Raw genomic sequence first — 22,531 nt, 5'->3', positions numbered from 1 at the left:
GTTACCACCGTTTCTCGAAGCGGTTGCGCAGATAGATCGCAAGGCCGTTCATCAGCAGGAGGAAGATCAGCAGCACCACGATCGCTGCGCTGGTGCGCTCGATGAAGCCGCGATCGATTTCGTCGGACCACAGGAAGATCTGGACCGGCAGGACCGTGGAGGGCGAGGTCAGGTCTCCCGGCGGGGAGGCGACGAACGCGCGCATGCCGATCATCAGCAGCGGCGCGGTTTCGCCCAGGGCGCGGGCCATGCCGATGATCGTTCCGGTGAGGATGCCGGGCAGGGCCAGCGGCAGCACATGGTGGAACACCACCTGCACCGGGCTGGCACCCATGGCCAGCGCGGCATCGCGGATCGAGGGCGGCACTGCCTTGATCGCGTTGCGCCCGGAAATGACGATGACCGGCATGGTCATCAACGCCAGCGTCATGCCGCCGATCAGCGGGGCCGAGCGATAGTGCGGAAAGATCGCCAGGAATACGGCAAGGCCAAGCAGGCCGAAAATGATCGAGGGCACCGCCGCCAGGTTGTTGATCGAGATTTCGATCAGGTCGGTCCAGCGGTTGCGCGGGGCATATTCCTCCAGATAGAGCGCGGCGAGCACGCCCACCGGGAAGGCCAGCACCAGCGTGACCAGCATGGTCATGATCGAGCCCTTGAGCGCGCCCCAGATGCCCACCGCCTGCGGGCTGGTGGCGTCGGAGCGGGCCAGGAAGCCCCAGTCGAACGCGCGCACCAGTTTGCCTTGCGCCACCAGCCGCTGCGCCACCGGGCGCAGACCTTCGGGCCCATCGCCGCGTTGCGCGGCAGCCAGTTCGTCGGTCGCGGGCAGTGAAACCGCGATACTGGCTTCATCGAGCAAGGCAGGCTTTTCCGCGATGCGCGCGGCCACGTCGCGCCAGGCGCCATCGGCCAGCAGCGCGGCGCCGCCCTGGCCCAGGCTCTTCTCGGCAGCGGCATCGACCATCGCGGGCAGGCCGGCGAGTTCGAGCGCGCTGGCCGGGTCGGGCTGGGCCAGGCGGTCGCGGTCGATCGAAAGCTGACCGCGCAGGGGCAGGTCGAAACGCAGTTCGCTGCGCTGGAAGCCGGCAAGCCCGCTCGATGCCATCGACACCAGCAGGAACACCAGAACCAGCGCGGAAAAGGCCACGGCGGCCAGGCCCGCCAGCTTGAACAGCCGGTCGCCGGCGTGGCGGCGGGTGAGCCGGGCGGCCATGCGCGCCCGGCGCTGCGCGGCCAGCGTTTCGGCGGCGGCAGAGGAAGTCAGCTTGTCCATGGTCGGCTCACTCATAGGCTTCGCGGTAGCGCTTCACCACGCGCAGGGCGATGAAGTTGAGCGCCAGGGTGACGAGGAACAGCACCATGCCCAGGGCAAAGGCCGAAAGCGTGGCGGGATGATCGAAGCTGCCTTCGCCGGTCAGCATGGCCACGATCTGGAACGTGACCGTGGTCATCGACTGGAACGGGTTGGCGGTGAGATTGGCCGAGGCGCCCGCCGCCATGACCACGATCATGGTCTCCCCGATCGCGCGGCTGACGGCGAGCATGATCCCGGCGACAATGCCGGGCAGGGCGGCGGGAACCAGCACCTTGCGGATGGTTTCGGCGCGGGTGGCGCCCATCGCCAGGCTGCCGTCGCGCAGCGCATCGGGCACGGCGGCGATGGAGTCGTCGGCCATCGAGGAGACGAAGGGAATGATCATCACGCCCATGACCAGGCCAGCCGCCACCGCGCTTTCGGTGGAGGCGCTGGAAATGCCGATGCCTTGCGCGAAATCGCGCACCGCCGGGGCCACGGTCAGCGCGGCGAAATAGCCATAGACCACGGTGGGCACGCCCGCGAGGATTTCGAGCAGCGGCTTGATCACCTTGCGCACGGTGGACGAGGCATATTGCGTGAGGAAGATCGCGCTCATCAGACCAAGCGGAATGGCCACGATCATGGCAATGATCGCGCCGATGTAGATCGTGCCCCAGAACAGCGGAATCGCGCCGAACTGGCTACCGTCTGGCGTTCCGGTGCTCATCGGATCGGGCGCCCAGTGGGTGCCGAACAGGAAATCGATGGGCGAAACCATGCCGAAGAAGCGCACGGTTTCAAACACCAGGCTGACGATGATGCCGGCCGTGGTGAGAATGGCAACCAGCGAGGCGATCAGCAGCAGGCCCATCACCGCGCGCTCCACGCGGGTCCGCGCGGTGAAATCGGGCTTGAGGCGCAGGAACGCAAAGGCGCCGCCAGCCAGCGCGACCAGGATGGTGACGACCAGGCCGATCGACTCATAGCGGGTGAGCGCCACGCGATAGGGGGCGATCAGGCCCTCCGCCTCGGGCATGAACACGCCATAGGCCTTGCCTTCGGCCACGGCGCGGGCCTGCGCCAGCATCGCCTCGCGCTCGAACCCGAAGCCGGGCAGGGCCGCGGCGGCCGGATCGGCCAGGACATGGGCGGTGATCAGCGCCGGGCTGACTGCGTTCCAGATCAGCGCAAAAACCAGCGCCGGCACCGCGATCCAGAGCGCCACGTACCAGGCGTGGAAGCTGGGCAGCGAGTGCAGGCGCGATTGCGGGGCCTGGCGGCGGAAAGCCCAGGCGCGCGAGCGGGCCGCCAGCCAGCCGACAAGGCCCAGCCCGAAGGCGAGCAGGAGAAGAATGGCTGGCGACATGACTGGGCTTTCCGTCCTTGGTTACTTGAGCTGCGAACCGTCGAGCGACGGCATCGTGGTCACGGCCTTGGCGCTTTGTTCCAGCACGGCGTCGGGCGCTACCACCATGCCGAGCTTGGCGAGGGTGCCATCCTTGCCCCACAGCTTTGACCATTGCGTGACATAGGCTTGCAGGCCCGGAATGGCCTTGAGGTGCGCCTTCTTCACATAGATGTAGAGCGGGCGGGCGCCGGGATAGCTGAAATCGGAAATGGTCTGGTAGGTCGGCGTCACGCCGCTCATCGTCAGGCCGCGGATGCGGTCGGCATTTTCCTCGACGTACGAGAAGCCGAAGATGCCGATGGCCTTGGGATTGGCCTCGATCTTCTGCACGATCAGATTGTCGTTCTCGCCGGCATCGACATAGACGCCGTCCTCGCGCACCTGGGTGCAGACATCGTCATGCTTCTTCTTGTCGCTGTCCTTGAGCGCCTTCATTTCCGGGTTGGCGTCGCAGCCCTTGGCCAGGATCAGCTCCTTGAGCGCGTCGCGCGTGCCCGAAGTGGAGGGCGGGCCATAGACCAGGATCGGATCGGCGGGCAGCGCCGGGTTCACGTCGTGCCAGGTCTTGGCGGTGTTGGGCTTGCCATAGGGGTTCTTGGCCAGGGCCTTGTAGACGTCCTCGGGGGTGAGGGCGAGGCTGGCGCCGTTCTTGGATTCGGCAAAGGCCACGCCATCCAGGCCGACCTGGATTTCGGCGATGTCCTTCACCCCATTGGCCACGCATTCGTCGAATTCCGACTTCTTCATGCGGCGCGAGGCGTCTTCGATATCGGGGTGCTGCGGGCCGACGCCGGCGCAGAACAGCTTCATCCCCGCGCCCGTGCCGGTCGATTCGATGATCGGCGACTTGATCGAGGGGTCGCTCTTGGCAAGCTGTTCGGCCACCGCCTTGGCAAAGGGATAGACGGTGGAAGAGCCGACGGCGCGGACCTGGTCGCGGCTGCCGGAGTCGGCGCCACCGCACCCGGCCAGGGCCAGCGAACCCAGTGCAGCGGTGGAAAGAGCAAGCGTGCGAAGCATGACCATGGCAATACCTTCTGTTCCCCGTGGCCAGGATGTGTCCCGGTGGATGCTGCGCCAATGCGACCAGCGTGTGACAGGTTTATGACAAAATCGCGGTCAATTGTGACAAAACTGCGCAAGCCACGGAAAACGTGCGTTTTCAGTCCTGCTTTGTGATCTCCGGCTCCACCAGCGGCAGGTGGACGGTCACGGTACTGCCTTGGCCCAGCGTGCTGGCGATATCCAGCTTGCCGCGATGGCGCTCGACGATGTGCTTGACGATCGCCAAGCCAAGCCCGGTGCCCCCCGCCGCACGGCTGCGGCCAGGATCGGAGCGATAGAACCGGCGGGTGAGATAGGGCAGGTGATCGGGGTGGATGCCTTCGCCCCGATCGGCCACTTCCAGCACGACATCCCCGCGCTCGCGGCGCACGCGCACGGTCACCGGCGCATCGGCATCGCCATACTTGAGCGCGTTGTCGATCAGGTTGCGAATCAACTGGTCGAGTTGCTGGCGATCGCCGCAGACCACGCCAGGCTCGGTTTCCGGCACGATGCGCTCGTCGCCCACGGTAAAGCCCACTTCGCTGGCAATCGTCTGGGCCATCTGGCCCAGGTCGATGCGCTCGCGCGGGAATTCGTGCTTTTCCGCCTCGATGCGCGAAAGCGACATGAGGTCTTCCACCAGTGTCTGGAGGCGCTTGGCCTCGCGCAGCACGGTGGCGTGGAACTTGGCGGTGGTGGCCGGATCGATCCGCGCGTCGGGATCGGCCAGGGTTTCGACATAGCCGATGATCGAGGCGAGCGGGGTGCGCAGTTCGTGGCTGGCGTTGGCGACGAAATCGGTGTGGGCGCGGCTGATGTCCGCCTCGGCCGTGCGGTTGACCAGCTCGATCAGCGAAAAGCGCTCATCGATGGCGACGCGGCTGACCTGCCAGATGCTGCGTGCGCCGGTCAGCCCGCGTACCAGCGCGGTTCCTTCCGGCTTGTCGAGCAGCGTGATCGCCTCCGGGTGGCGCAAGGCCACGCGGGCATCCTGGCCGACGATGTGCGGGCCAAGTGCTTCACGCGCGGCGGCATTGGCCGAGGCGATGCGCTGGCGATCGAGCATCAGCACCGGCACGCTGAACGGCTCGACCAGCGCAACCATCGCCTGGCGCGAGACGCTGCCTTCCTCCGGGCGTACCTGGACGATCTCCGGCTCGGGGCTGGCCAGCCACAGCGACGCGAGCCAGACCACCACCACGGCAAAGGCCAGCCACAGGCTGGCGCCGGCAAAGGGCATGGCCAGGCCCGCGGCCAGGGCAATGCCCACGCTTGTCCACGGCAGGGCAAGACCTTTCATCGGGGATGTCACTTTCGCCAGGAAACGCAGATGCGGCCTCTGTTAGGCGAGGGCAGGGGGTGGCGGCAAGCCCACCGCCGCGCCGTCATACTTTGACGCAACGCTGTCCACAGCGGTGCAACGCCCGTGCGGTTTTGCTTCCGTTTCGGCGGAACCGCAGCCGCAGGTTTTGCGCCTGATCATCGATTGCAGCGAACAAGCCCTTGTATTGCTACACAGATCGGCGCGCGTGCGGACCTTGCCGATCCTTCGCTGCCGGAAGCCAATACCGCCAAAGCTGCGGGGAAAGGCGTGGTTCAAAAACGAGCCGCGGCGTACACGGAACCAAGGTCGAACAATCCCCTTCAACGTCTCGTGCTGCATGCCGGGCAAGCGGTGGCGGGCTGCCCTGATGGGCTGGGAGGCCGACGCGAAGGGCTGTCGAAAAGCGCTGCCGAAAAGCGCTGCCACGTGCGGCGCACTTTGACCGATGCCACGAAGTGGGAGATGTTTGCGTGAAACCCTCGGATCGCACGGGCACCGACAAGGCCGTTCTGGCTGATCTCATCGGCATGCTGGAAGGCTCGCTCGCGGTGCTGGATCGCCAGGGCGCTTCGCTCGCCGCCGCGCACCTTTCGATGGTGCTGGACCTGATGCGCAAGGAACTGGCCGGCCCGCGCGCGATCGAAGGCATCGCCGGGATTCCGGCAACGGTGCAATCCTCGCAAGTGCACTGACCCGCAGCCAGGCGCGATGCGTCTGTCGGACAACGAGCCAATCTGGATCGTTGTTGCTTCGCTGTGCTGGTAGAAGATGACCTCAGCCGCGCCTGGCGCTGGGCGAAAGATGGTGACCCCTACGGGAATCGAACCCGTGTTTCAGCCGTGAAAGGGCCGCGTCCTGACCGCTAGACGAAGGGGCCTTGCATGCGAAGGCATGATGTTGTGCCAGCCATTGCGCATCATGTGCATGCCGGCAATCCGCACCTTGGTGAAAGGTGCCGATGGTGACCCCTACGGGAATCGAACCCGTGTTTCAGCCGTGAAAGGGCCGCGTCCTGACCGCTAGACGAAGGGGCCGTCCGGCAGCGAGCAATGATGGTGACCCCTACGGGAATCGAACCCGTGTTTCAGCCGTGAAAGGGCCGCGTCCTGACCGCTAGACGAAGGGGCCGCCGGGCTTGCGCCGCTGGGCAGGTCCGCGCCTCTATTAGGCTGGGCGCGGTGCGTCAACCCGCTGGTCCAAAAAAATCAGGCGCAAAGTTTCAATCGGCAAAAGCGGCGTCTTCGATGTGCAGTTCGGCGGCCGGGCGGCTGCCCCAATCGTCGAGCCTGGCGCGCCCGGCAAGCCAGAGCTGGCGGCCCTTGCAGCCATGCAGCAGGGCCTGGCCCAGATCGGTCTGCGCGGCGCGGAAAGCCATGGCCTTGAACGAGCGGCCATCGGCGCCGGCCACGATCGCGCGCACATGGTCGTTGCCCACCAAGTCGCACTTGATCAGCCGCACGGGCCCCACCGCGACACGCGGGCCGGGCCAGCCCACGCCATAGGGCCCGGCGCCTTCCAGCGTCTCGACCAGGCTCGGGGTAAGGCCGCCGGGGCTGAGCGAAAGATCGAGGGCCAGGCTCTGCGCGGCGCGCGCATTGGCCACGTCGCGGCCGAGGCGTTCGTCCAGCCATTGCGCCAGCGGCTCGACCCGGTCTGGCGCGATGGTCAGGCCACAGGCCATGGCATGGCCGCCGCCCTTGACCAGCAGCCCCGCTTCGCGCGCGGCAATGATCGCGGCGCCCAGGTCAACGCCGGGGATGGAGCGGCCCGAGCCCTTGCCCATGCCGGCGCCGTCCACATCGGCCTGCTCGCCATCGTCCAGCGCGATGACCAGCGTCGGCTTGCCGGTCTTTTCCTTGATCCGTCCCGCGACGATGCCGATCACGCCGGGATGCCAGCCGAGCCCGGCGACGACCACGACAGCGCGGTTGTGCTGCGCTTCCACTTGCGCTTCGGCCGCTTCCTGCACGGCCTGCTCGATCGCGCGGCGCTCGTCGTTGAGCGCGGAAAGGCGCGTGGCGATGTCCTTGGCCTCGTCAGGGTCCTGCGTAGTGAGCAGGCGCACGCCCAGCGAGGAATCGCCGATGCGTCCGGCCGCGTTGATACGCGGGCCAAGAGCAAAGCCCAGATCGCTGGCGGTGGGGGCACGATTGATGCGGCTGGCATCGATCAGCGCTGACAGGCCGATATTGGCGCGTTTGGCCATGACTTTCAGGCCCTGCGCCACCAGCGCGCGGTTGAGGCCCTTGAGCTGCGCCACGTCCGCCACGGTGCCCAGCGCGACCAGATCGAGCAGGGCCATCAGATCGGGGACCGGCCTTTGCTCGAACCAGCCCCGCGCCCGCAGCACGCGCACGGTTGCCACGGCGAGCAGGAACGCCACGCCCACGGCGGCGAGGTGGCCATGCGCGGCGGCGGTATCGTCTTCATCAAGCCGGTTGGGATTGACCAGCGCGACGGCCGGCGGCAGCTCTGGCGCGCACTTGTGGTGATCCACTACGATCACGTCGATCCCGGCGTCCTGCGCCTGCCCCAGCGCTTCGTGCGCCATGGCGCCGCAATCGACGGTCACGATCAACTGGCTGCCTTCGCGCCCCAGCCGCACCAGCGCTTCGCCCGAGGGGCCATAGCCTTCGAGCAGGCGATCCGGTATATAGGCCTGCCCTTCAACGCCCAGCGCACGCAGCAGGCGCAGCAGCAGGGCTGCGCTGGTGGCGCCGTCCACGTCATAGTCGCCATAGACGGTGATGCGTTCGCCCCGCACCACCGCTTCGGCCAGGCGGCGGGCGGCTACGTCCATGTCGCGAAACACCGAAGGATCAGGCAGGAAATCGCGCAGAGTGGGCCGGCGATGGCGTTCGAGATCGTCGTGCGGCACGCCGCGCGAAAGCAGCAACTGGTCTACCAGGTCGTTGCTCAGGCCATCATCGCCGCCGCCCAGGCGGCCAAAGCGACCGGACAGGTCCATGTTGCCGCCGCGCCAGCGCCAGGCGAGGCCGGAGAGGGATTGGGTAATCGCAGTAACCGGGATCATTCCAGCGCGGTAGCCGATTGCCCGCGCTGGGGCAAATTGCCGCTTGGGAAACTGAAAGCGGGCAGTGGAGTTTAGGTCCGGTTTGACACGAATCTGTCAGGGGCTTCTGGTGCGATCACCGGGCGGCGTTGGGCCGTGCCAGGCAGGAAGGGATCGGGCCTATGTTGGCTATCATCTGGCACAGCCGCACCGGCGCGGCGCGCGCGATGGCCGCTGCGGCGGCAGAGGGCGCGGCACAGGGCGGCGCGGCATTCGCGCTGCTGTCGGCTGACGTGGCGACGCCCGACGATTGTGTGGCAGCGCAAGGATTTCTCTTTGTCTGCCCGGAAAACCTGGGCAGCATGAGCGGCGAAATGAAAGCCTTCTTCGACCGGTGCTATTACCCGCTGCTCGGCCGGATCGAGGGGCGCCCTTATGCCACGGCGATCGCGGCCGGTACGGCGGGGCAGGGCACGCAGGGCCAGATCGACAGGATCGTCACCGGTTGGCGTCTCAGGCGCGTCGCGCCGCCATGCATCGTCCTTACCGGTGCGGATCGGCCCGATTCGATCTTGGCGACCAAGTCTCTGCCGCATACTGCTTTGCAAAAATGTCGCGATTTGGGACAGTTGCTATCAACTGGCATGGAAATGGGCGCCTTTTAGCAGCAGCGCCCGTCGATGTTGACGAAATTTCGACCTTCTTGGGCGCAGGCACTCTAGGTAGCCACAATGGATTGCGGAGCGTCGGTTCGCCCAACAACAGGAGCGCGTGCGGTGAGCAATGGCAAGGACAGTGCGGGGGGGCGTGCAGTGGCGACGCTGTTGTTCGCTCCGGGTGCGCGTCCCGATGCCGATGCTCTTGCGGCACTGGCACAAGCCGGGCAGGCCTTTGCCGTCAGCCATCGCCCGGTTCCACCGGCGGACTGGGTTGAACTGCTGCGCGATGGATTGACATTCGATATCAGTGGTTTGTCACCCGGATTGATAGTGCCGGGGGCGCCCGCGCCGCTGCGTGTGGGCTTGCCGGCGGGCTTTGATTGCGCCGCGCACGAAGCGGTGCTGCTGGCACCGGGGCCGCATCTTGCCGGGGCGGAAAATCTGCTGCCAGTGGTGCAGGTGGCGGTCAGCCTGATCCTGGCGCTGGCGGCCTTGCCCGGCCTTGCGGCGATCGGCTGGCTGCCGGCGGGCAACCTGGTTTCGCCACGCTGGTTCGTTGATGCCGTGCGCCCCTGGCTGGAGGGTGGGCCGTTTCCGGCGCTGGCTCTTGCTGGCCTCAAGCGCGGCACCGATCGCGTGGTCAGCCACGGCCTGGCTTTCTTCGTCGGCCAGGAGTTCGAGTTTCATACCGGTGGCGAGCGTCCTGGCGAAGTGCATGCCCGCGCGGCCGTGCGCCTGGTCGATTGGCTGGTTGCCCATGGCCGTTTGGCTACGGCCCAGGCCGTGTCTCTGCCCGATACCGCCCCGCTCTGGCTCGAACCGGGGGAAAACGGTATCATTGCGATACGATGGGCCTGACGAAATGTGTTCCTGATTCGTCTCCAAAAGCGCGGTTTGCCGCCCGCCGGACGATTCCTTTCCATTCCGTTAATGCAGCCGGCGCGCCGGGCTACCAGCCGCAGATGCAGCGCCACCACATCCTGCCCCGCCAGGCACTGACCTTATACGGGTTGCAACGGATGCTGGGGCGGCTGGGCGAGGCGCAAGTCGGCTTTCACGACTTTCGCCGCAACGGCTTGCTGCTGCCGGCCACGGAAGCGGCCGCGCGGCGGGTGCTGATGCCGCTGCACCGCGGGCCACACCGGCAGTATAACCAACTGGTGCTGGAACGCATCGGGCAGATCGAGGCCGGGTGGCAAAGCCGTCGAACCAGCAACGATGGCGCGGCCGACCACGAGGCGCTGATGCGGCTCGATCTGCTGCAACGGGCGCTGCGCCGCCGCCTGCTCGATCCGCGTCGCTGGGGTGGGGTGCCGCTCAACCAACGCGATCCCGCGCTGGATTTCAGCCATCTCGATGCCATGGCCGAAATGCTCTGGGCCGATACCGAAGGCTGACACAAAAAAGGCCCCGACGCAGCAAGCGTCGGAGCCTTGTTCGCGATGTCGCGCCCGGATCAGCGGCTGGCGTTGGCCGCCGAAAGGATGGCGCGCACGCTGGCCGTGGCGACATCTTCGTCGATCCCCACGCCCCACACCACGCGGCCATCGCCCAGCACGCATTCGACATAGGCGGCCGCGCGCGCATTGGTGCCGCTGCCCATGGCATGCTCGGAATAGTCGCGCACTTCCAGGTTTACGCCGAACCCTTCGGCGAGGGTCGCCACCACCGACGAGATCAGGCCATTGCCCCGGCCGCTGACCGTGCGCACCTGGCCATCGACCTCGATCTTGCCGGCAAACACGCGGGTGCCATCCGGCCCGCGCTGCTCGTCATAGTCCACGAGCTGGAAATGCTGCGGCGCATCCAGGCGATAGGCCTTGCGGAATACGCCCCAGATATCGCCGGCCTGAAGCTCGCGCCCCAGTTCGTCGGCCAGTTCCTGCACATGGCGCGAGAAGTGGGCCTGCATCTTCTTGGGCAGCTTGAGGCCCTGGTCCTGTTCCAGCACCCAGGCAAAGCCGCCCTTGCCGCTCTGCGAGTTGACGCGGATCACCGCTTCATAGCTGCGGCCCAGGTCCGCCGGGTCGATCGGCAGGTAGGGCACGGCCCAGAGTTCGTCGTTGCGCTTTTCCTGCGCGGCGAAGCCCTTCTTGATCGCGTCCTGGTGGCTGCCCGAAAACGCGGTGAAGACCAGTTCGCCGCCATAGGGGTGGCGCGGGTGGACCGGAAGCTGGTTGCAGTATTCCACGGTCTGGATCACTTCATCGATGTCCGAGAAGTCCAGCTCGGGGTCCACGCCCTGGGTGTAGAGGTTGAGGCCCACGGTCACCAGGCAGCAGTTGCCGGTACGCTCGCCATTGCCGAACAGGCAGCCCTCGACGCGGTCGGCCCCGGCCATCAGGCCCAGTTCAGCCGCAGCCACGCCGGTGCCCCGGTCGTTGTGGGTGTGCAGGCTGATCACCGCGCGATCTCGGCCGGGCAGGTTGCGGCAGAAATACTCGATCTGGTCGGCATAGATGTTGGCCGTCGAGGCTTCCACCGTGGCCGGCAGGTTGAGGATGATCGGCTTTTCCACCGTGGGCTGGAGCACCTCCATCACCGCTTCGCAGCATTCGATGCTGAAATCGAGTTCGGCGGTGGAGAAGGTTTCCGGGCTATATTCGAAACGCCAGTCGGTCTGCGGGAAGCGGGCAGCCTGGTCGCGCAGGAACGTGGCGCCGCGACGGGCGATTTCCTTGATCTCGCTCTTTTCCATGCCGAACACCACCGTGCGCCACAGCGGCGAGACGGCGTTGTAGACGTGGACGATCGCCTGCTTGGCGCCCGCCAGGCTTTCGAACGAGGTCTTGATCAGGTCTTCGCGCGACTGCGTCAGCACCTGGACGATCACGTCGTCGGGAATGCGGCCGTCATCGACCAGGCCCCGGATGAAATCATATTCGGTCGCGCCTGCGCTGGGGAAGCCGACTTCGATTTCCTTGAGGCCGACCTTGACCAGCAGGTCGAAGAAGCGGGCCTTCTTGTCGGCATCCATCGGATCGATCAGCGACTGGTTGCCGTCGCGCATGTCGGTGGAAAGCCAGCGCGGCGCCTTGGTGATGGTGCGCGAAGGCCACTGGCGATCGGGCAGATCCACCTGCGGAAAGGGACGATACTTGATGCCGGGATTCTTCAGCATGGCCATGATGGCTGAACCTTGGATTGGGATGATGCGTCTGTATGGTGAAGGGATGACCCTTGGGCGCCGTGCGCGCCGCGAAACCGACGCGTCAGCTCACGCCCAAGGGCGTGTAAGTCGCAGGGTAAGGTTCAGCGCGGCGATCATGGGGGAAGCCTATGGTGGGTTGTGGCCGCTTTGTCCAGTTCAAATGGCCAGGCAAAGCAAACCCCGCACCGGCGGCCGGTGCAGGGTTCGCGCATGTCAGCAATAGATCAGGCGGTCTTTTCGAACGCGATGGTGATGTTCAGCTTCACCTCGTCAGACACGAAGGGCAGCACGCCGTTCACGCCGAAGTCCGAACGCTTGATCGTGGTGGTGCCTTCGAACCCGACGGTTTCCTTGCCCGACATGATGTTCTTGCCCGCGCCCACGAAATGCGCCGCGATCGAAACCGGCTTGGTCACGCCATTGAGCGTGAGATTGCCGGCCACGGTGGCGCTGGTGCCGTCGGCGCCCGGCGTCACGCTGGTGGAGGCAAACGTGGCATCGGCCGGGGTGGGGCCAAAGAAATCGGGCTTCTTGCCATCGGCACCGGGGCGCAGCAGATGGGCGGTGAGGCCGGCGCTGGCGGTCAGGACCTTGCTGACCGGGATGGTGGCGGTAACCTTGGCCGCCGCAGGGTTGGCCGGATCGAGCGTCAGCGTGCCCGAAACGCTGCCGAACAGGCCATAGTAATCGTTGAAGCCAAGGTGGTTGACACTCCACGCCACCAGCGAGTGGTTGGGATCGGCGGCATAGCTGCCGGCGGTGACGCGGGCCTTGTCGGGCTGGCCGGGCAGGGCAGGGGCCTGGGCAATCATCGGCGTGGCCGCCAGGGCCAGGGCCAGCGGCGCGGCCAGCGTGAACGCGGTACGAACGGTGATCATGTGAAGTCTCCCTTGGGCGCTGTCGTCTCGCAGCAAGGCACGGCGCCCGCGCCAAGGGATGCCAAACCCGCAGGCGGGTGGCAAGCGAGCAGAACGCATCGCCCGGAGGGGCAGTCGCCCTCGCTCAGCCGCAGCGGGTGGCCGCGATCTTGCCGCGCTCGTCGACGATCACATTCAGGCGGCCGGGCTGGTAATCCATCGTCACTGCGTCGCCGGGGTGCACCCAGCGCACGTGGCGATGGCCCACGGCAGCAATCACCGCCGCGTGGGTCTCGTCATTTTCGGGCTGGTTCATCAGCTTGGCCAGGCGGCCTTCGCCGCAGTTGATCGCCGGCAGGGCCTCGGCATCGACGGCCGCATCGCCGGTCTCGTCGGTGGCGGCGGCAAGGGCGCCGGCTGTTTCGACGGGATCAGGCGTGGCGGCAGGCTTTGGCGCATCCGGCTGACAGGCGGCCAGCAGGGCGAAGGCGGCGCAGGCTGCGGCAAGACGAGGCGAAACAGACATGGGCAACTCGATCAACATTAGCGGCCATGGGCCTGGGGCAACAACGGTGGCCATGGGCCGGGGAACGATTTCCGAACCGATAGATCCAAAATGGCTATTAATCGATGGGCGGCGTTTGGCCATGCCGTTTGTCGAGCGGACGGCCCGGTCGGTAGAGTGGTGCAACAAACGGCAAGAGGCCGACCTGCGGATGCAGGCCGGCCCCTTGCCGTGTGATCCGGGCATGACGGCCGCGTGCGAGACGCAGCCGCCATGCGCCAGCGGGATCAGTTCTTGGTCTGGTCGACCAGCTTGTTGGCGCCGATCCAGGGCATCATCGCGCGCAACTGGGCACCGGTCTTTTCGATCGGATGCGCGGCCGCAGCCTTGCGGGCGGCCTTCAGCTCGGGCTGGCCGGCGCGGTTGTCGAGCACGAAGTTCTTCACGAAGCGGCCCGACTGAATGTCGGCCAGAACGCGCTTCATTTCGGCCTTGGTTTCGGCGGTGATGATGCGCGGGCCGGTGGTGATGTCACCATATTCGGCCGTGTTCGAGATCGAGTAGCGCATGTTGGCGATGCCGCCTTCATAGAGCAGGTCGACGATCAGCTTGGTTTCGTGGAGGCATTCGAAATAGGCCATTTCCGGAGCGTAGCCGGCTTCGACCAGGGTTTCGAAACCGGCCTGGATCAGGTGGGTCACGCCGCCGCAGAGCACGGCCTGCTCGCCGAAGAGGTCGGTTTCGCACTCTTCCTTGAAGTTGGTTTCGATGATGCCCGAACGGCCACCACCCACGCCCGAGGCATAGGCCAGCGCGATGTCATGGGCGTTGCCCGTGGCGTTCTGGTGGATGGCAACGAGGCACGGCACGCCGCCGCCCTTGACGTATTCACCGCGCACGGTGTGGCCCGGACCCTTGGGGGCAACCATGATCACGTCCACGTCGGCGCGCGGTTCGATCAGGCCGAAGTGCACGTTGAGGCCGTGGGCAAAGGCCAGCGCGGCGCCGGGGCGCAGGTTGGCATGGATGTCGTCGGCATAGATCGCGGCCTGGTGCTCGTCGGGCGCCAGGATCATCAGCAGGTCGGCCCAGGCGGCGGCTTCGGCGTTGGGCAGAACCTTGAAGCCGGCGGCTTCGGCCTTGGCGGCGCTGGCCGAACCGGGACGCAGCGCGATCGCCACGTTCTTGACGCCCGAATCGCGCAGGTTCTGGGCGTGGGCGTGGCCCTGGCTGCCATAGCCGAGGATGGCGATCTTCTTGTCGGCGATCAGGTTCAGATCGCAATCGGCGTCGTAATAGACCTTCATGGTATTCGTCCTTGGTTGATCGTCCTGCGGCAATGGCATCCATCAGGCCGGAATGGCGCGGTGGCGGGTGCCGGATCGGCGCAAGCGTGGTTTGGGCAAGCGGGTAATCGAAAAATCAGGCGGCCTGGGCGCCCCGGATCATGCCGACGATGCCGGTGCGGCCCACTTCGACAAGGCCGAGCTCCTTCATCAGGGCGACGAAGGTGTCGATCTTGTCGGGCGCTCCGGTCAGCTCGAAAATGAAGCTGGAGGTGGTGGTATCGACCACGTTGGCGCGGAACACTTCGGCCAGGCGTAGCGCCTCGACGCGGTTCTCGCCCTTGCCGGCCACCTTGATCAGGGCCAGTTCGCGCGCCACGTAGGGACCGACTTCGGTGAGGTCGGTCACCTTGTGCACCGGCACCAGGCGTTCGAGCTGGGCGTGAATCTGGTCGATCACCGCCGGCGGGCCATGGGTGACGATGGTGATGCGGCTGACATCGTGCTCGTCGGTGATGTCGGCCACCGTCAGGCTGTCGATGTTGTAGCCGCGCGCGGTGAACAGCCCGGCGATCTTGGCCAGGATGCCCGCCTCGTTGTCGACCGTGATGGTCAGGACGTGGCGCTCTTGCGCCTCTGCTTTGATTTTCATCATCGGATCAGTCTTTATACCGGGCTTCAAACCAGGGCCTTGGCTTCATCATCCATCGTGCCGGCCACTTCGTCGCCGTAGAGGATCATGTCGGTGTGCGCCGCGCCCGAGGGGATCATGGGGAAGCAGTTGGCTTCCTTGGTCACGCGGCAATCGACGATCACCGGGCCGGGATGATCGATCATCGCGCGGATGCCGTCGTCGAGCTGGTCGAGCGTGTCGATCTGGATGCCTTTCCAGCCATAGGCTTCCGCCAGCTTCACGAAATCGGGAAGGGCGTCGGAATAGGAGCTGGAATAACGGCTTTCATAGGTCAGTTCCTGCCACTGGCGCACCATCCCCATCCATTCGTTGTTGAGGATGAAGATCTTGACCGGCAGGCGGAACTGCGTGGCCGTGCCCAGTTCCTGGATGTTCATCTGGATAGAGGCATCGCCCGCGATATCGATCACCAAGGCATCGGGGCAGCCGACCTGCGCGCCGATCGCGGCCGGCAGGCCATAGCCCATCGTGCCCAGACCACCCGAGGTCAGCCACTTGTTGGGCCGGTCGAAGTGGAAGTGCTGCGCCGCCCACATCTGGTGCTGGCCCACTTCCGTGCTGATGATCGGTTCGCGGTCCCTGGTCAGTTCATAGAGCCGCTCGATCGCCAGTTGCGGCATGATCTCGCCATTGGTGCGCTTGGGGTAGGCCAGGCTGTTGCGCGCGCGCCAGCCATCGATCCGGGCGTGCCATTCGGTCAGGTCCTGCGCGGTGTGCCCGGCATCGAGCCAGCCATTGATCAACTGGCGCAGCACCTTGCCGCAATCGCCCACCAGCGGCAGGTCGACGCGCACGGTCTTGTTGATCGAGGCGCGATCGATGTCGATGTGGATCTTGCGGCTGTCGGGCGAGAAGGCATCAAGGCGCCCGGTCACGCGGTCGTCGAAGCGGGCGCCGACGCAGACCACCAGGTCGGCGCGGTTCATCGCCATGTTGGCTTCATAGGTGCCGTGCATGCCCAGCATGCCCAGCCAGTCCTTGTGCGCGGCGGGGAACGCACCCAGGCCCATCAGCGTGGAGGTGACCGGGGCGCCGGTCAGCGCCTGGAGTTCCTGGAGCAGGCGGGCTGCTTCCGGGCCGGAATTGATCACGCCACCGCCGGTGTAGAGCACCGGTGCCCTGGCCGCCGCCAGCATGGCCACGGCCTCGGCAATCGCGTCGGCAGGGGCTTCCACTTGCGGGGCATAGCGGTTGCGCGTCTGCTCGGGCTGGCCGGTCCAGCGGGTGGAGGCGATCTGCACGTCCTTGGGAATGTCGATCACGACCGGGCCAGGGCGACCCTCGGTGGCGATGCGGAACGCCTCGTCGATGATCGCGGCGAGCTGCGACGGGTCCTTCACCAGGTAATTGTGCTTGGTGCAATGGCGGGTGATGCCAACCGTGTCGGCTTCCTGGAAGGCGTCTGAACCGATCAGCGCCGTGGGCACCTGGCCGGTGATGACGACCATCGGAATCGAATCGAGGAACGCATCGGCAATGCCGGTGACGGCATTGGTCGCGCCGGGGCCGGAAGTGACCAGCACGACGCCGGGCTTGCCTGTGGCACGGGCATAGCCTTCGGCGGCATGGGCCGCGCCGGCTTCGTGGCGGACGAGGATGTGGCGGATGCGTTCATCGCCGAACAGCGCATCATAGATCGGAAGTACCGCGCCGCCGGGATAGCCGAACACGAATTCGACGCCCTTGGCGACCAGGCTTTCGACCAGGATTTCAGCGCCGCTGCGCTCGCTTTTCACGACCTTGTTCCCTTGCTTGCCGGGCCGCGCGAACGTCCCGTTCTTTCAAAACTGCGGCCGGGAATGCAGTTGCCTGCGCCGGCCAGACCCTTAAAAACTGCGGCCCGGCTGCAGTTGCCTGCGCCGGGCCGTCTCTCCCTACTCGGGCACCTGGCAAGTGCCAGGCAATTGACGGCTTGGTAATTGACACAAACATTCGTGTCAACCCGCTAGATTTGAAATAAAGATGCTAAGCGATCTCTGTCAAGGTAATTTTCGTGCGCGCCGCACGGCCATTCGCCCGGAAACTGGTGCCTGGCCCAGGTGAACTGCCGCTTGGCATAGCGCCGCGTGGCTTGCTGGCCGGCGAGAATGGCGGATTCGGCGTCGCTCTCGCCGCGCAGGAAGGCGGCGGTTTCGGGCACGCCGATCGCCCGCATCACCGGCAGATCGGGATCGAGCCGGCGGGCCAGCAGTGCTGCCACTTCCGCCACGGCACCGCCTTCCCACATGCGGGCAAAGCGCAAGTCGCAACGGGCGTAGAGCCAGGCGCGATCGGGCAGCAGCACCAGCGGGCGCAGCGTCACGGCATGGCCGATGCCGCCTTCGCGCCGGGCCTGCCAATGGGCCAGCGGGTGGCCGGTGGAGCGCACCACTTCCAGCGCCCGCGCCACCCGCGTGGTATCGGCAGGATGGAGCGCGGCGGCGCGATCCGGGTCTTCGCGGGCGAGGGCGGCGTGGGCCTGCTCCACGGGCAGGGCGCGCACGGCTGTGCGCACGGCGGGATCGATCGCCGGGATTGGGGCAATCCCATCGAGCAGCGTGCGGATATAGAGCCCGGTGCCGCCGACCAGGATCGGCAGAGCGCCGGCCGCATGGGCAGCGTCGATTTCGGCGCGCGCGGCCTGCGCCCAGTCGGCGGCGGAACAGGCCTGCGCCCCGTCCCAGGCGCCGAACAGGCGATGCGGCACGCCCTGCATGTCCTCTGCGGAAGGGCGTGCGCTCAGCACGGCGAGATCGGCATAGACTTGCGCGCTGTCGGCATTGATCACCACGGCGGCGCGGCCGGCGGCTTGCTCGGTCAGGGCCAGCCGCACGGCAAGATCGCTCTTGCCGCTGGCGGTCGGCCCTGCAATGAGCGCGAGCCGAGGCCGGCTACCCATGGCGTGGGAGGTCTGGTCGGAACAGGAAAGGGACGTTTCAGTGCTCATTGCCCGTCTGATAGCAGACCCGGAGACGCTTGGTGACAATCTTGCACGGGCCACGGCACAGATCGAGGAAGCCGGGGCGGAAGTGGCCGGCGCCGGCATGCTCGATTTCTGCGAATCGGTGCTGGAAATCGAAGTGGTCGGCGGCGATGCGGCCATGGTGCGTGGCATTCTCGATGCCTGCTTCCCGGCCTGCGATTTCCTGCTGTCGGACCGCGTGATCGAAACCCCCCGCCTGTTCGTGTCCGACATGGATTCGACCATGATCAGTGCCGAATGCATCGACGAGCTGGCCGATTTCGCCGGCCTCAAGGATCGTATCGCGGCGATCACCGAGCGCGCCATGCAGGGCGAACTCGATTTCGAATCCGCCCTGCGCGAGCGAGTTGGCTTGCTCAAGGACTTGCCGGAAGCCGCGATCACCCAGTGCCTGGACGAGCGCATCCGCCCGATGCCGGGTGCGCGCACGCTGGTCTCCACGCTCAAGTCGCGCGGCTGCCACACCGTGCTGGTCACCGGGGGCTTCCATTCCTTTGCCGATCCGGTCGCCGCACAGCTCGGGTTTGACCGGGTGGTCGGCAACCGCCTGGAAATCGCCGATGGCAAGCTGACCGGCGCGCTGGTCGGCGGCATTGTCGACAGCAGCGTGAAGAAGACCGTGCTGGAGGAAGAAATGGGCCGCCTCGGCCCGGCGACAGTCAGCCTGGCCACCGGCGATGGCGCCAACGACATCCCGATGATCGCCGCGGCCACCCACGGCATTGCCTATTATGCCAAGCCCAAGGCGCGGCAGGCGGCGGATGGCTGGATCGATCGGGGTGACCTGACCTCGATTCTCCACCTCTTCGGCATCGCGCGTGAGGATTGGGTCATCGACTGATGGCGGGCGAGGGGGGCGATTTCGCGGCCTTGCCGCTGTTCGATCCCGCCCGGGAAAAGCCGCGCCTGCGCCCGCTGGCCGCGTTCGGCCACTTTCGCCGCCTGATGGACAACACCGAGAACACGGCGGAAGTCTTCGGCATCTTCGCCGCGCTGCCCTGGCGCGGTGGGGGCAAGGCCGGTGCGGCGTTCCTGTCCACCCCACAGGGCCACGCCCTGGCGCTGGCCGAACCCTGGCTGCCTGCCGTGCTCGACGATCACGCCGCGCTGCGGGCCATGCCGATAGGCTCGCTGGGGCAGGCCTATTGCGATTTCATGCAGGCCGAAGGGTTGACTGCGCAGGGCCTGGTCGATGAAGCCGAACGCTTCCTGGCCGATCGGCCGCGCTACAACGACCGCTTCCAGTGGTACATGAACCGCCTGCGTGACGTGCACGACTTGCTACACGTGCTGACAGGCTATGGCCGCGACGCGCTGGGCGAGGCCTGCGTGCTGGCGTTCACTTATCCGCAGCAGCCCGCGCCGGGCCACCTGTTCATCGCCTGGATGGCGGCCTTGCAGATGAAACTGCGCCTCAAGAGTCGCGCCCCGGTGCTGGCGGCGGTGCGCGAGGCCTGGCGGCGCGGCAAGGCCTGTCCACGCTTGATGGAGCAATCGATCACCGCGCTGCTGCCACTCCCGCTGGACGAAGCGCGGCAGCGACTGGGGATCGTGCCGGGGATGGTCTACACCCGCGCCCACGCGGTGTGGCGCGCCGAAGGCATCGATCCGCGCGATCTGCTCAAGCACGCGCGCTAAAACCCCCTCCTGCTTGCGGGAGGGGTTGGGGGAGGTGCCGTTCCAGACTTCCACCACCCCCCGACCCCCTCCTCTAAAGAGGATGGGGAGTGGATACAAAAAAGCCCCCTCCTCTTCAGAGGAGGGGGTTTTGGGGGTGGTGCGAGGCCTAGCGCAACCTGCGCACAATCAGCCTTCCATCCAGTCCCGGAAGAACGCTTCGTTGGCTTCCCGCAGAACGGCCAGCGAAACGCCGGCCACGGCTTGGCCACCGGTCGTGCCCAGCTTCACCGCGCCCTCCAGTTCCACCCCGGCGGGCGTGGTCACGACATAGCGCGACTGGTCCTCGCCAAAGGCCTGGGCGGTGGTCAGCGGGGCATCGAGCGTGACGCCGATCTTGCCGGCCAGCGCCATTTCGGTCAGCGCCACGAGCAGGCCGCCGTCGGAAATGTCGTGCACGGCGGTCACCTTGCCGTCCGCGATCCATTCGCGCACCTGCTCGCCATTGCGGCGCTCCAGCGCCAGGTCGACAGCGGGGGCTTCGCCTTCCTCGCGGCCGAGTACTTCGCGCAAGTAGAGCGACTGGCCCAGGTGCGTGCCCTGCGGCCCCAGCAGCCACACGGTTTCGCCCTCGGCCTTGTAGGCGATGGTGGCCATCTTTTCGTGGTCGAGCATCAGGCCGACGCCACCGATTGCCGGGGTCGGCAGGATCGCCGAGCCGCCGCCGGTCGCCTTGGATTCGTTGTAGAGCGAGACGTTGCCCGAAACGATCGGGTAATCGAGCGCGCGGCAGGCATCGCCCATGCCTTCCAGGCAGCCCACGATCTGGCCCATGATTTCCGGGCGCTGCGGGTTGGCGAAGTTGAGGCAGTTGGTGATGGCAAGCGGCGTGGCGCCGACCGCGCAGATATTGCGGAACGTCTCGGCCACGGCCTGCTTGCCGCCTTCATAGGGATCGGCAAAGCAATAGCGCGGGGTGCAGTCGGTGCTGATTGCCAGCGCCTTGTCGGTGCCGTGCACCCGCACCACGGCCGCGTCGCCACCGCTCTTTTGCAGCGTGTCGGCGCCGACCTGGCTGTCATACTGCTCGAAGATCCAGCGACGGTTGGCCAGGTCCGGGCTGCCGATCAGCTTGACCAGGTCCGCGCCGATGTCCGCGCTTTCTGGCAGCGCGCCCAGCGGCGCCGGCTTGGGCGTGGGCACATGCGGGCGATCATAGAGCGGCGCGTCGTCGGCGAGCGGGTCGAGCGGAATGTCGCAGACCACTTCGCCGTTCCATTCCAGCACCATGTGGCCGGTGTCGGTCACTTCGCCGATCACGGCAAAGTCCAGTTCCCACTTGCGGAAGATCGCCTCGGCCATCGGCTCCTTGCCGGGCTTCAGCACCATGAGCATGCGCTCCTGGCTTTCCGAGAGCATCATTTCATAGGGCGTCATGCCTTCTTCGCGGCAGGGCACCATGTTCATGTTGAGGCGGATGCCCGCGCCGCCCTTGCTGGCCATTTCGACCGACGAGGACGTGAGGCCGGCCGCGCCCATGTCCTGGATCGCGACGATCGCGTCGGTGGCCATGAGTTCGAGGCAGGCCTCGATCAGCAGCTTTTCGGTGAAGGGATCGCCCACCTGCACGGTGGGGCGCTTTTCCTCGCTCTTCTCGTCGAAATCGGCGCTGGCCATGGTCGCGCCGTGGATGCCGTCGCGCCCGGTCTTGGAGCCGACATAGACGATCGGATTGCCCAGGCCCGTGGCCGCCGAATAGAAGATCTTGTCGGTATCGGCCACGCCCACGGTCATCGCATTGACCAGGATGTTGCCGTCATAGGCCTTGTGGAAATTGGTTTCGCCGCCAACCGTGGGCACGCCCACGCAGTTGCCATAGCCGCCGATGCCCGCGACCACGCCCTGCACCAGGTGCTTCATCTTGGGGTGGTCGGGACGGCCGAAACGCAGCGCGTTCATGTTGGCCACCGGGCGCGCGCCCATGGTGAACACGTCGCGCAGGATGCCGCCCACGCCGGTCGCCGCGCCCTGGTAGGGTTCGATGTAGCTCGGGTGGTTGTGGCTTTCCATCTTGAAGATGGCGGCCTGGCCGTCGCCGATGTCGATCACGCCGGCATTTTCGCCCGGGCCACAGATCACCCAGGGGGCCGTGGTCGGCAGCTTCTTGAGGTGGATGCGGCTCGACTTGTAGGAGCAGTGCTCTGACCACATGACCGAGAAGATGCCCAGTTCCACCAGGTTGGGCTCGCGCCCCAGCGCGCCGAGCACGCGGGCATATTCTTCTTCCGACAGGCCGTGAGCGGCGACGATTTCAGCGGTGATCTGGGACATGGCAGCGCCCTTAGCCGCGTGCGCGCGTTATTGCCAGAGGAAGAACGCCCAAAAGGCCGGTGCACAGAACCCGTGTTCATCATGTGAGCGGGCTTGACCGGCATGCCGCGCCCGGCCATTGCTGGCGCCGATGGCAAGCACACCCGATATCGCCGCGCTCAGCTTCGAGGATGCGCTGAAAGAACTGGAAGTCGTGGTCCGCCGCCTGGAAAGCGGCGAGGCTCCGCTCGACGAATCGATCGACCTCTATGCCCGGGGAGAGGCCTTGCGCACGCATTGCCAGGCCCGGCTAGACGCCGCCCAAGCGCGAATCGAGGCTGTCGTGGCCGATCGCGAAGGGCGGCCAGCGGCAACGCGGCCGTTCGACGGGGCCTGAG

Annotated in this window: 20 protein-coding genes and 3 tRNA genes; 7 read left to right on the top strand and 16 right to left on the bottom strand. The window is 66.4% G+C overall.

The genetic code is table 11. The features are described from left to right. Window position 1 precedes the first annotated feature (1 nt). From pstA to IE191_RS04895, 4 genes are all read right to left on the bottom strand, one after another. Entirely contained in the window at window positions 2-1,291 is a 1,290-nt protein-coding gene (pstA, locus tag IE191_RS04910) for a phosphate ABC transporter permease PstA (protein ID WP_191323237.1), read from the bottom strand. Next, a complete protein-coding gene (gene pstC / locus IE191_RS04905) occupies window positions 1,284-2,666 on the bottom strand; it encodes a phosphate ABC transporter permease subunit PstC (protein WP_191323236.1) in 1,383 nt (460 codons plus the stop codon). Before pstC ends, pstA begins: the two co-directional genes overlap by 8 nt. Window positions 2,667-2,687: 21 nt before the next feature. Continuing rightward, window positions 2,688-3,728 carry a substrate-binding domain-containing protein gene (locus tag IE191_RS04900; RefSeq protein WP_191323235.1) on the bottom strand — a complete coding sequence of 347 codons (1,041 nt, stop codon included), beginning with the start codon at window positions 3,726-3,728 and terminating at the stop codon, window positions 2,688-2,690. A gap of 142 nt (window positions 3,729-3,870) precedes the next feature. Continuing rightward, entirely contained in the window at window positions 3,871-5,055 is a 1,185-nt protein-coding gene (locus IE191_RS04895; RefSeq protein WP_191323234.1) for a sensor histidine kinase, read from the bottom strand. A 494-nt stretch (window positions 5,056-5,549) separates the two neighbouring features. Between IE191_RS04895 and IE191_RS04890 the strand changes: the two genes are divergently transcribed. Next, entirely contained in the window at window positions 5,550-5,771 is a 222-nt protein-coding gene (locus IE191_RS04890; RefSeq protein ID WP_191323233.1) for a hypothetical protein, read from the top strand. Window positions 5,772-5,881: 110 nt separating this feature from the next. Here the strand turns inward: IE191_RS04890 and IE191_RS04885 are convergent. From IE191_RS04885 to recJ, 4 genes are all read right to left on the bottom strand, one after another. Then, a tRNA-Glu gene (locus tag IE191_RS04885) sits at window positions 5,882-5,956 on the bottom strand. A gap of 82 nt (window positions 5,957-6,038) precedes the next feature. Next, window positions 6,039-6,113 (bottom strand) — tRNA-Glu (locus IE191_RS04880). A gap of 19 nt (window positions 6,114-6,132) precedes the next feature. Beyond that, a tRNA-Glu gene (locus IE191_RS04875) sits at window positions 6,133-6,207 on the bottom strand. Window positions 6,208-6,298: 91 nt separating this feature from the next. Further along, complete coding sequence (gene recJ, locus IE191_RS04870) at window positions 6,299-8,113, bottom strand: single-stranded-DNA-specific exonuclease RecJ (protein ID WP_191323232.1); 1,815 nt, start codon at window positions 8,111-8,113, stop codon at window positions 6,299-6,301. 161 nt (window positions 8,114-8,274) lie between these two features. Between recJ and IE191_RS04865 the strand changes: the two genes are divergently transcribed. From IE191_RS04865 to IE191_RS04855, 3 genes are all read left to right on the top strand, one after another. Beyond that, the gene (locus IE191_RS04865; protein ID WP_191323231.1) at window positions 8,275-8,757 is read left to right on the top strand and encodes an NAD(P)H-dependent oxidoreductase; all 483 of its coding nucleotides are present in this window, start codon (window positions 8,275-8,277) and stop codon (window positions 8,755-8,757) included. A 111-nt stretch (window positions 8,758-8,868) separates the two neighbouring features. Further along, complete coding sequence (locus IE191_RS04860; protein ID WP_191323230.1) at window positions 8,869-9,609, top strand: hypothetical protein; 741 nt, start codon at window positions 8,869-8,871, stop codon at window positions 9,607-9,609. After that, complete coding sequence (locus IE191_RS04855; protein WP_308432876.1) at window positions 9,606-10,148, top strand: AHH domain-containing protein; 543 nt, start codon at window positions 9,606-9,608, stop codon at window positions 10,146-10,148. The genes IE191_RS04860 and IE191_RS04855 overlap by 4 nt, the downstream gene beginning before the upstream one ends. A 59-nt stretch (window positions 10,149-10,207) precedes the next feature. Here the strand turns inward: IE191_RS04855 and leuA are convergent, their stop codons facing one another. The 7 genes from leuA to miaA all read right to left on the bottom strand — a co-directional run bounded on the left by leuA (window position 10,208) and on the right by miaA (window position 18,170). Then, window positions 10,208-11,878, bottom strand: coding sequence for a 2-isopropylmalate synthase (gene leuA / locus IE191_RS04850; protein WP_191323228.1), 1,671 nt, complete (start codon window positions 11,876-11,878; stop codon window positions 10,208-10,210). 248 nt (window positions 11,879-12,126) lie between these two features. Further along, window positions 12,127-12,780 (bottom strand): YceI family protein, encoded by a 654-nt coding sequence (locus tag IE191_RS04845; RefSeq protein WP_191323227.1) that lies wholly within the window; start codon window positions 12,778-12,780, stop codon window positions 12,127-12,129. A 124-nt stretch (window positions 12,781-12,904) separates the two neighbouring features. Then, the gene (locus tag IE191_RS04840) at window positions 12,905-13,285 is read right to left on the bottom strand and encodes an I78 family peptidase inhibitor (RefSeq protein ID WP_191323226.1); all 381 of its coding nucleotides are present in this window, start codon (window positions 13,283-13,285) and stop codon (window positions 12,905-12,907) included. 266 nt (window positions 13,286-13,551) lie between these two features. Beyond that, window positions 13,552-14,571 (bottom strand): ketol-acid reductoisomerase, encoded by a 1,020-nt coding sequence (gene ilvC, locus IE191_RS04835; RefSeq protein WP_191323225.1) that lies wholly within the window; start codon window positions 14,569-14,571, stop codon window positions 13,552-13,554. 115 nt (window positions 14,572-14,686) lie between these two features. Next, a complete protein-coding gene (ilvN, locus tag IE191_RS04830; RefSeq protein WP_191323310.1) occupies window positions 14,687-15,202 on the bottom strand; it encodes an acetolactate synthase small subunit in 516 nt (171 codons plus the stop codon). 26 nt (window positions 15,203-15,228) lie between these two features. Then, window positions 15,229-16,980, bottom strand: coding sequence for a biosynthetic-type acetolactate synthase large subunit (gene ilvB, locus IE191_RS04825; RefSeq protein WP_191323224.1), 1,752 nt, complete (start codon window positions 16,978-16,980; stop codon window positions 15,229-15,231). Window positions 16,981-17,189: 209 nt separating this feature from the next. Beyond that, the gene (gene miaA / locus IE191_RS04820) at window positions 17,190-18,170 is read right to left on the bottom strand and encodes a tRNA (adenosine(37)-N6)-dimethylallyltransferase MiaA (RefSeq protein WP_191323223.1); all 981 of its coding nucleotides are present in this window, start codon (window positions 18,168-18,170) and stop codon (window positions 17,190-17,192) included. Between miaA and serB the strand changes: the two genes are divergently transcribed. Further along, entirely contained in the window at window positions 18,163-19,047 is an 885-nt protein-coding gene (gene serB, locus IE191_RS04815; RefSeq protein WP_229815107.1) for a phosphoserine phosphatase SerB, read from the top strand. The genes miaA and serB overlap by 8 nt on opposite strands. Continuing rightward, window positions 19,047-19,844 carry a Coq4 family protein gene (locus tag IE191_RS04810; RefSeq protein WP_191323221.1) on the top strand — a complete coding sequence of 266 codons (798 nt, stop codon included), beginning with the start codon at window positions 19,047-19,049 and terminating at the stop codon, window positions 19,842-19,844. The genes serB and IE191_RS04810 overlap by 1 nt, the downstream gene beginning before the upstream one ends. 168 nt (window positions 19,845-20,012) lie before the next feature. Here the strand turns inward: IE191_RS04810 and purL are convergent, their stop codons facing one another. Further along, entirely contained in the window at window positions 20,013-22,154 is a 2,142-nt protein-coding gene (gene purL, locus IE191_RS04805; protein WP_191323220.1) for a phosphoribosylformylglycinamidine synthase subunit PurL, read from the bottom strand. A gap of 130 nt (window positions 22,155-22,284) precedes the next feature. On the opposite strand from purL, the gene IE191_RS04800 reads away from it, so the two are divergent. Continuing rightward, a complete protein-coding gene (locus tag IE191_RS04800) occupies window positions 22,285-22,530 on the top strand; it encodes an exodeoxyribonuclease VII small subunit (protein ID WP_028657669.1) in 246 nt (81 codons plus the stop codon). Window position 22,531: the final 1 nt, after the last annotated feature.

The sequence above is a fragment of the Novosphingobium pokkalii genome, assembly GCF_014652855.1.
In the GTDB taxonomy this organism is placed as follows: domain Bacteria; phylum Pseudomonadota; class Alphaproteobacteria; order Sphingomonadales; family Sphingomonadaceae; genus Novosphingobium; species Novosphingobium pokkalii.
This window is presented reverse-complemented; position numbering and strand designations above follow the sequence as displayed.

Coding starts and splice junctions, on each gene's coding strand:
- pstA (WP_191323237.1), bottom strand. CDS start 1,291: ATGAGTGAGCCGACCATGGACAAGCTGACTTCCTCTGCCGCCGCCGAA.
- pstC (WP_191323236.1), bottom strand. CDS start 2,666: ATGTCGCCAGCCATTCTTCTCCTGCTCGCCTTCGGGCTGGGCCTTGTC.
- IE191_RS04900 (WP_191323235.1), bottom strand. CDS start 3,728: ATGCTTCGCACGCTTGCTCTTTCCACCGCTGCACTGGGTTCGCTGGCC.
- IE191_RS04895 (WP_191323234.1), bottom strand. CDS start 5,055: ATGAAAGGTCTTGCCCTGCCGTGGACAAGCGTGGGCATTGCCCTGGCC.
- recJ (WP_191323232.1), bottom strand. CDS start 8,113: ATGATCCCGGTTACTGCGATTACCCAATCCCTCTCCGGCCTCGCCTGG.
- IE191_RS04865 (WP_191323231.1), top strand. CDS start 8,275: ATGTTGGCTATCATCTGGCACAGCCGCACCGGCGCGGCGCGCGCGATG.
- leuA (WP_191323228.1), bottom strand. CDS start 11,878: ATGGCCATGCTGAAGAATCCCGGCATCAAGTATCGTCCCTTTCCGCAG.
- IE191_RS04845 (WP_191323227.1), bottom strand. CDS start 12,780: ATGATCACCGTTCGTACCGCGTTCACGCTGGCCGCGCCGCTGGCCCTG.
- IE191_RS04840 (WP_191323226.1), bottom strand. CDS start 13,285: ATGTCTGTTTCGCCTCGTCTTGCCGCAGCCTGCGCCGCCTTCGCCCTG.
- ilvC (WP_191323225.1), bottom strand. CDS start 14,571: ATGAAGGTCTATTACGACGCCGATTGCGATCTGAACCTGATCGCCGAC.
- ilvN (WP_191323310.1), bottom strand. CDS start 15,202: ATGAAAATCAAAGCAGAGGCGCAAGAGCGCCACGTCCTGACCATCACG.
- miaA (WP_191323223.1), bottom strand. CDS start 18,170: ATGAGCACTGAAACGTCCCTTTCCTGTTCCGACCAGACCTCCCACGCC.
- IE191_RS04810 (WP_191323221.1), top strand. CDS start 19,047: ATGGCGGGCGAGGGGGGCGATTTCGCGGCCTTGCCGCTGTTCGATCCC.
- purL (WP_191323220.1), bottom strand. CDS start 22,154: ATGTCCCAGATCACCGCTGAAATCGTCGCCGCTCACGGCCTGTCGGAA.
- IE191_RS04800 (WP_028657669.1), top strand. CDS start 22,285: ATGGCAAGCACACCCGATATCGCCGCGCTCAGCTTCGAGGATGCGCTG.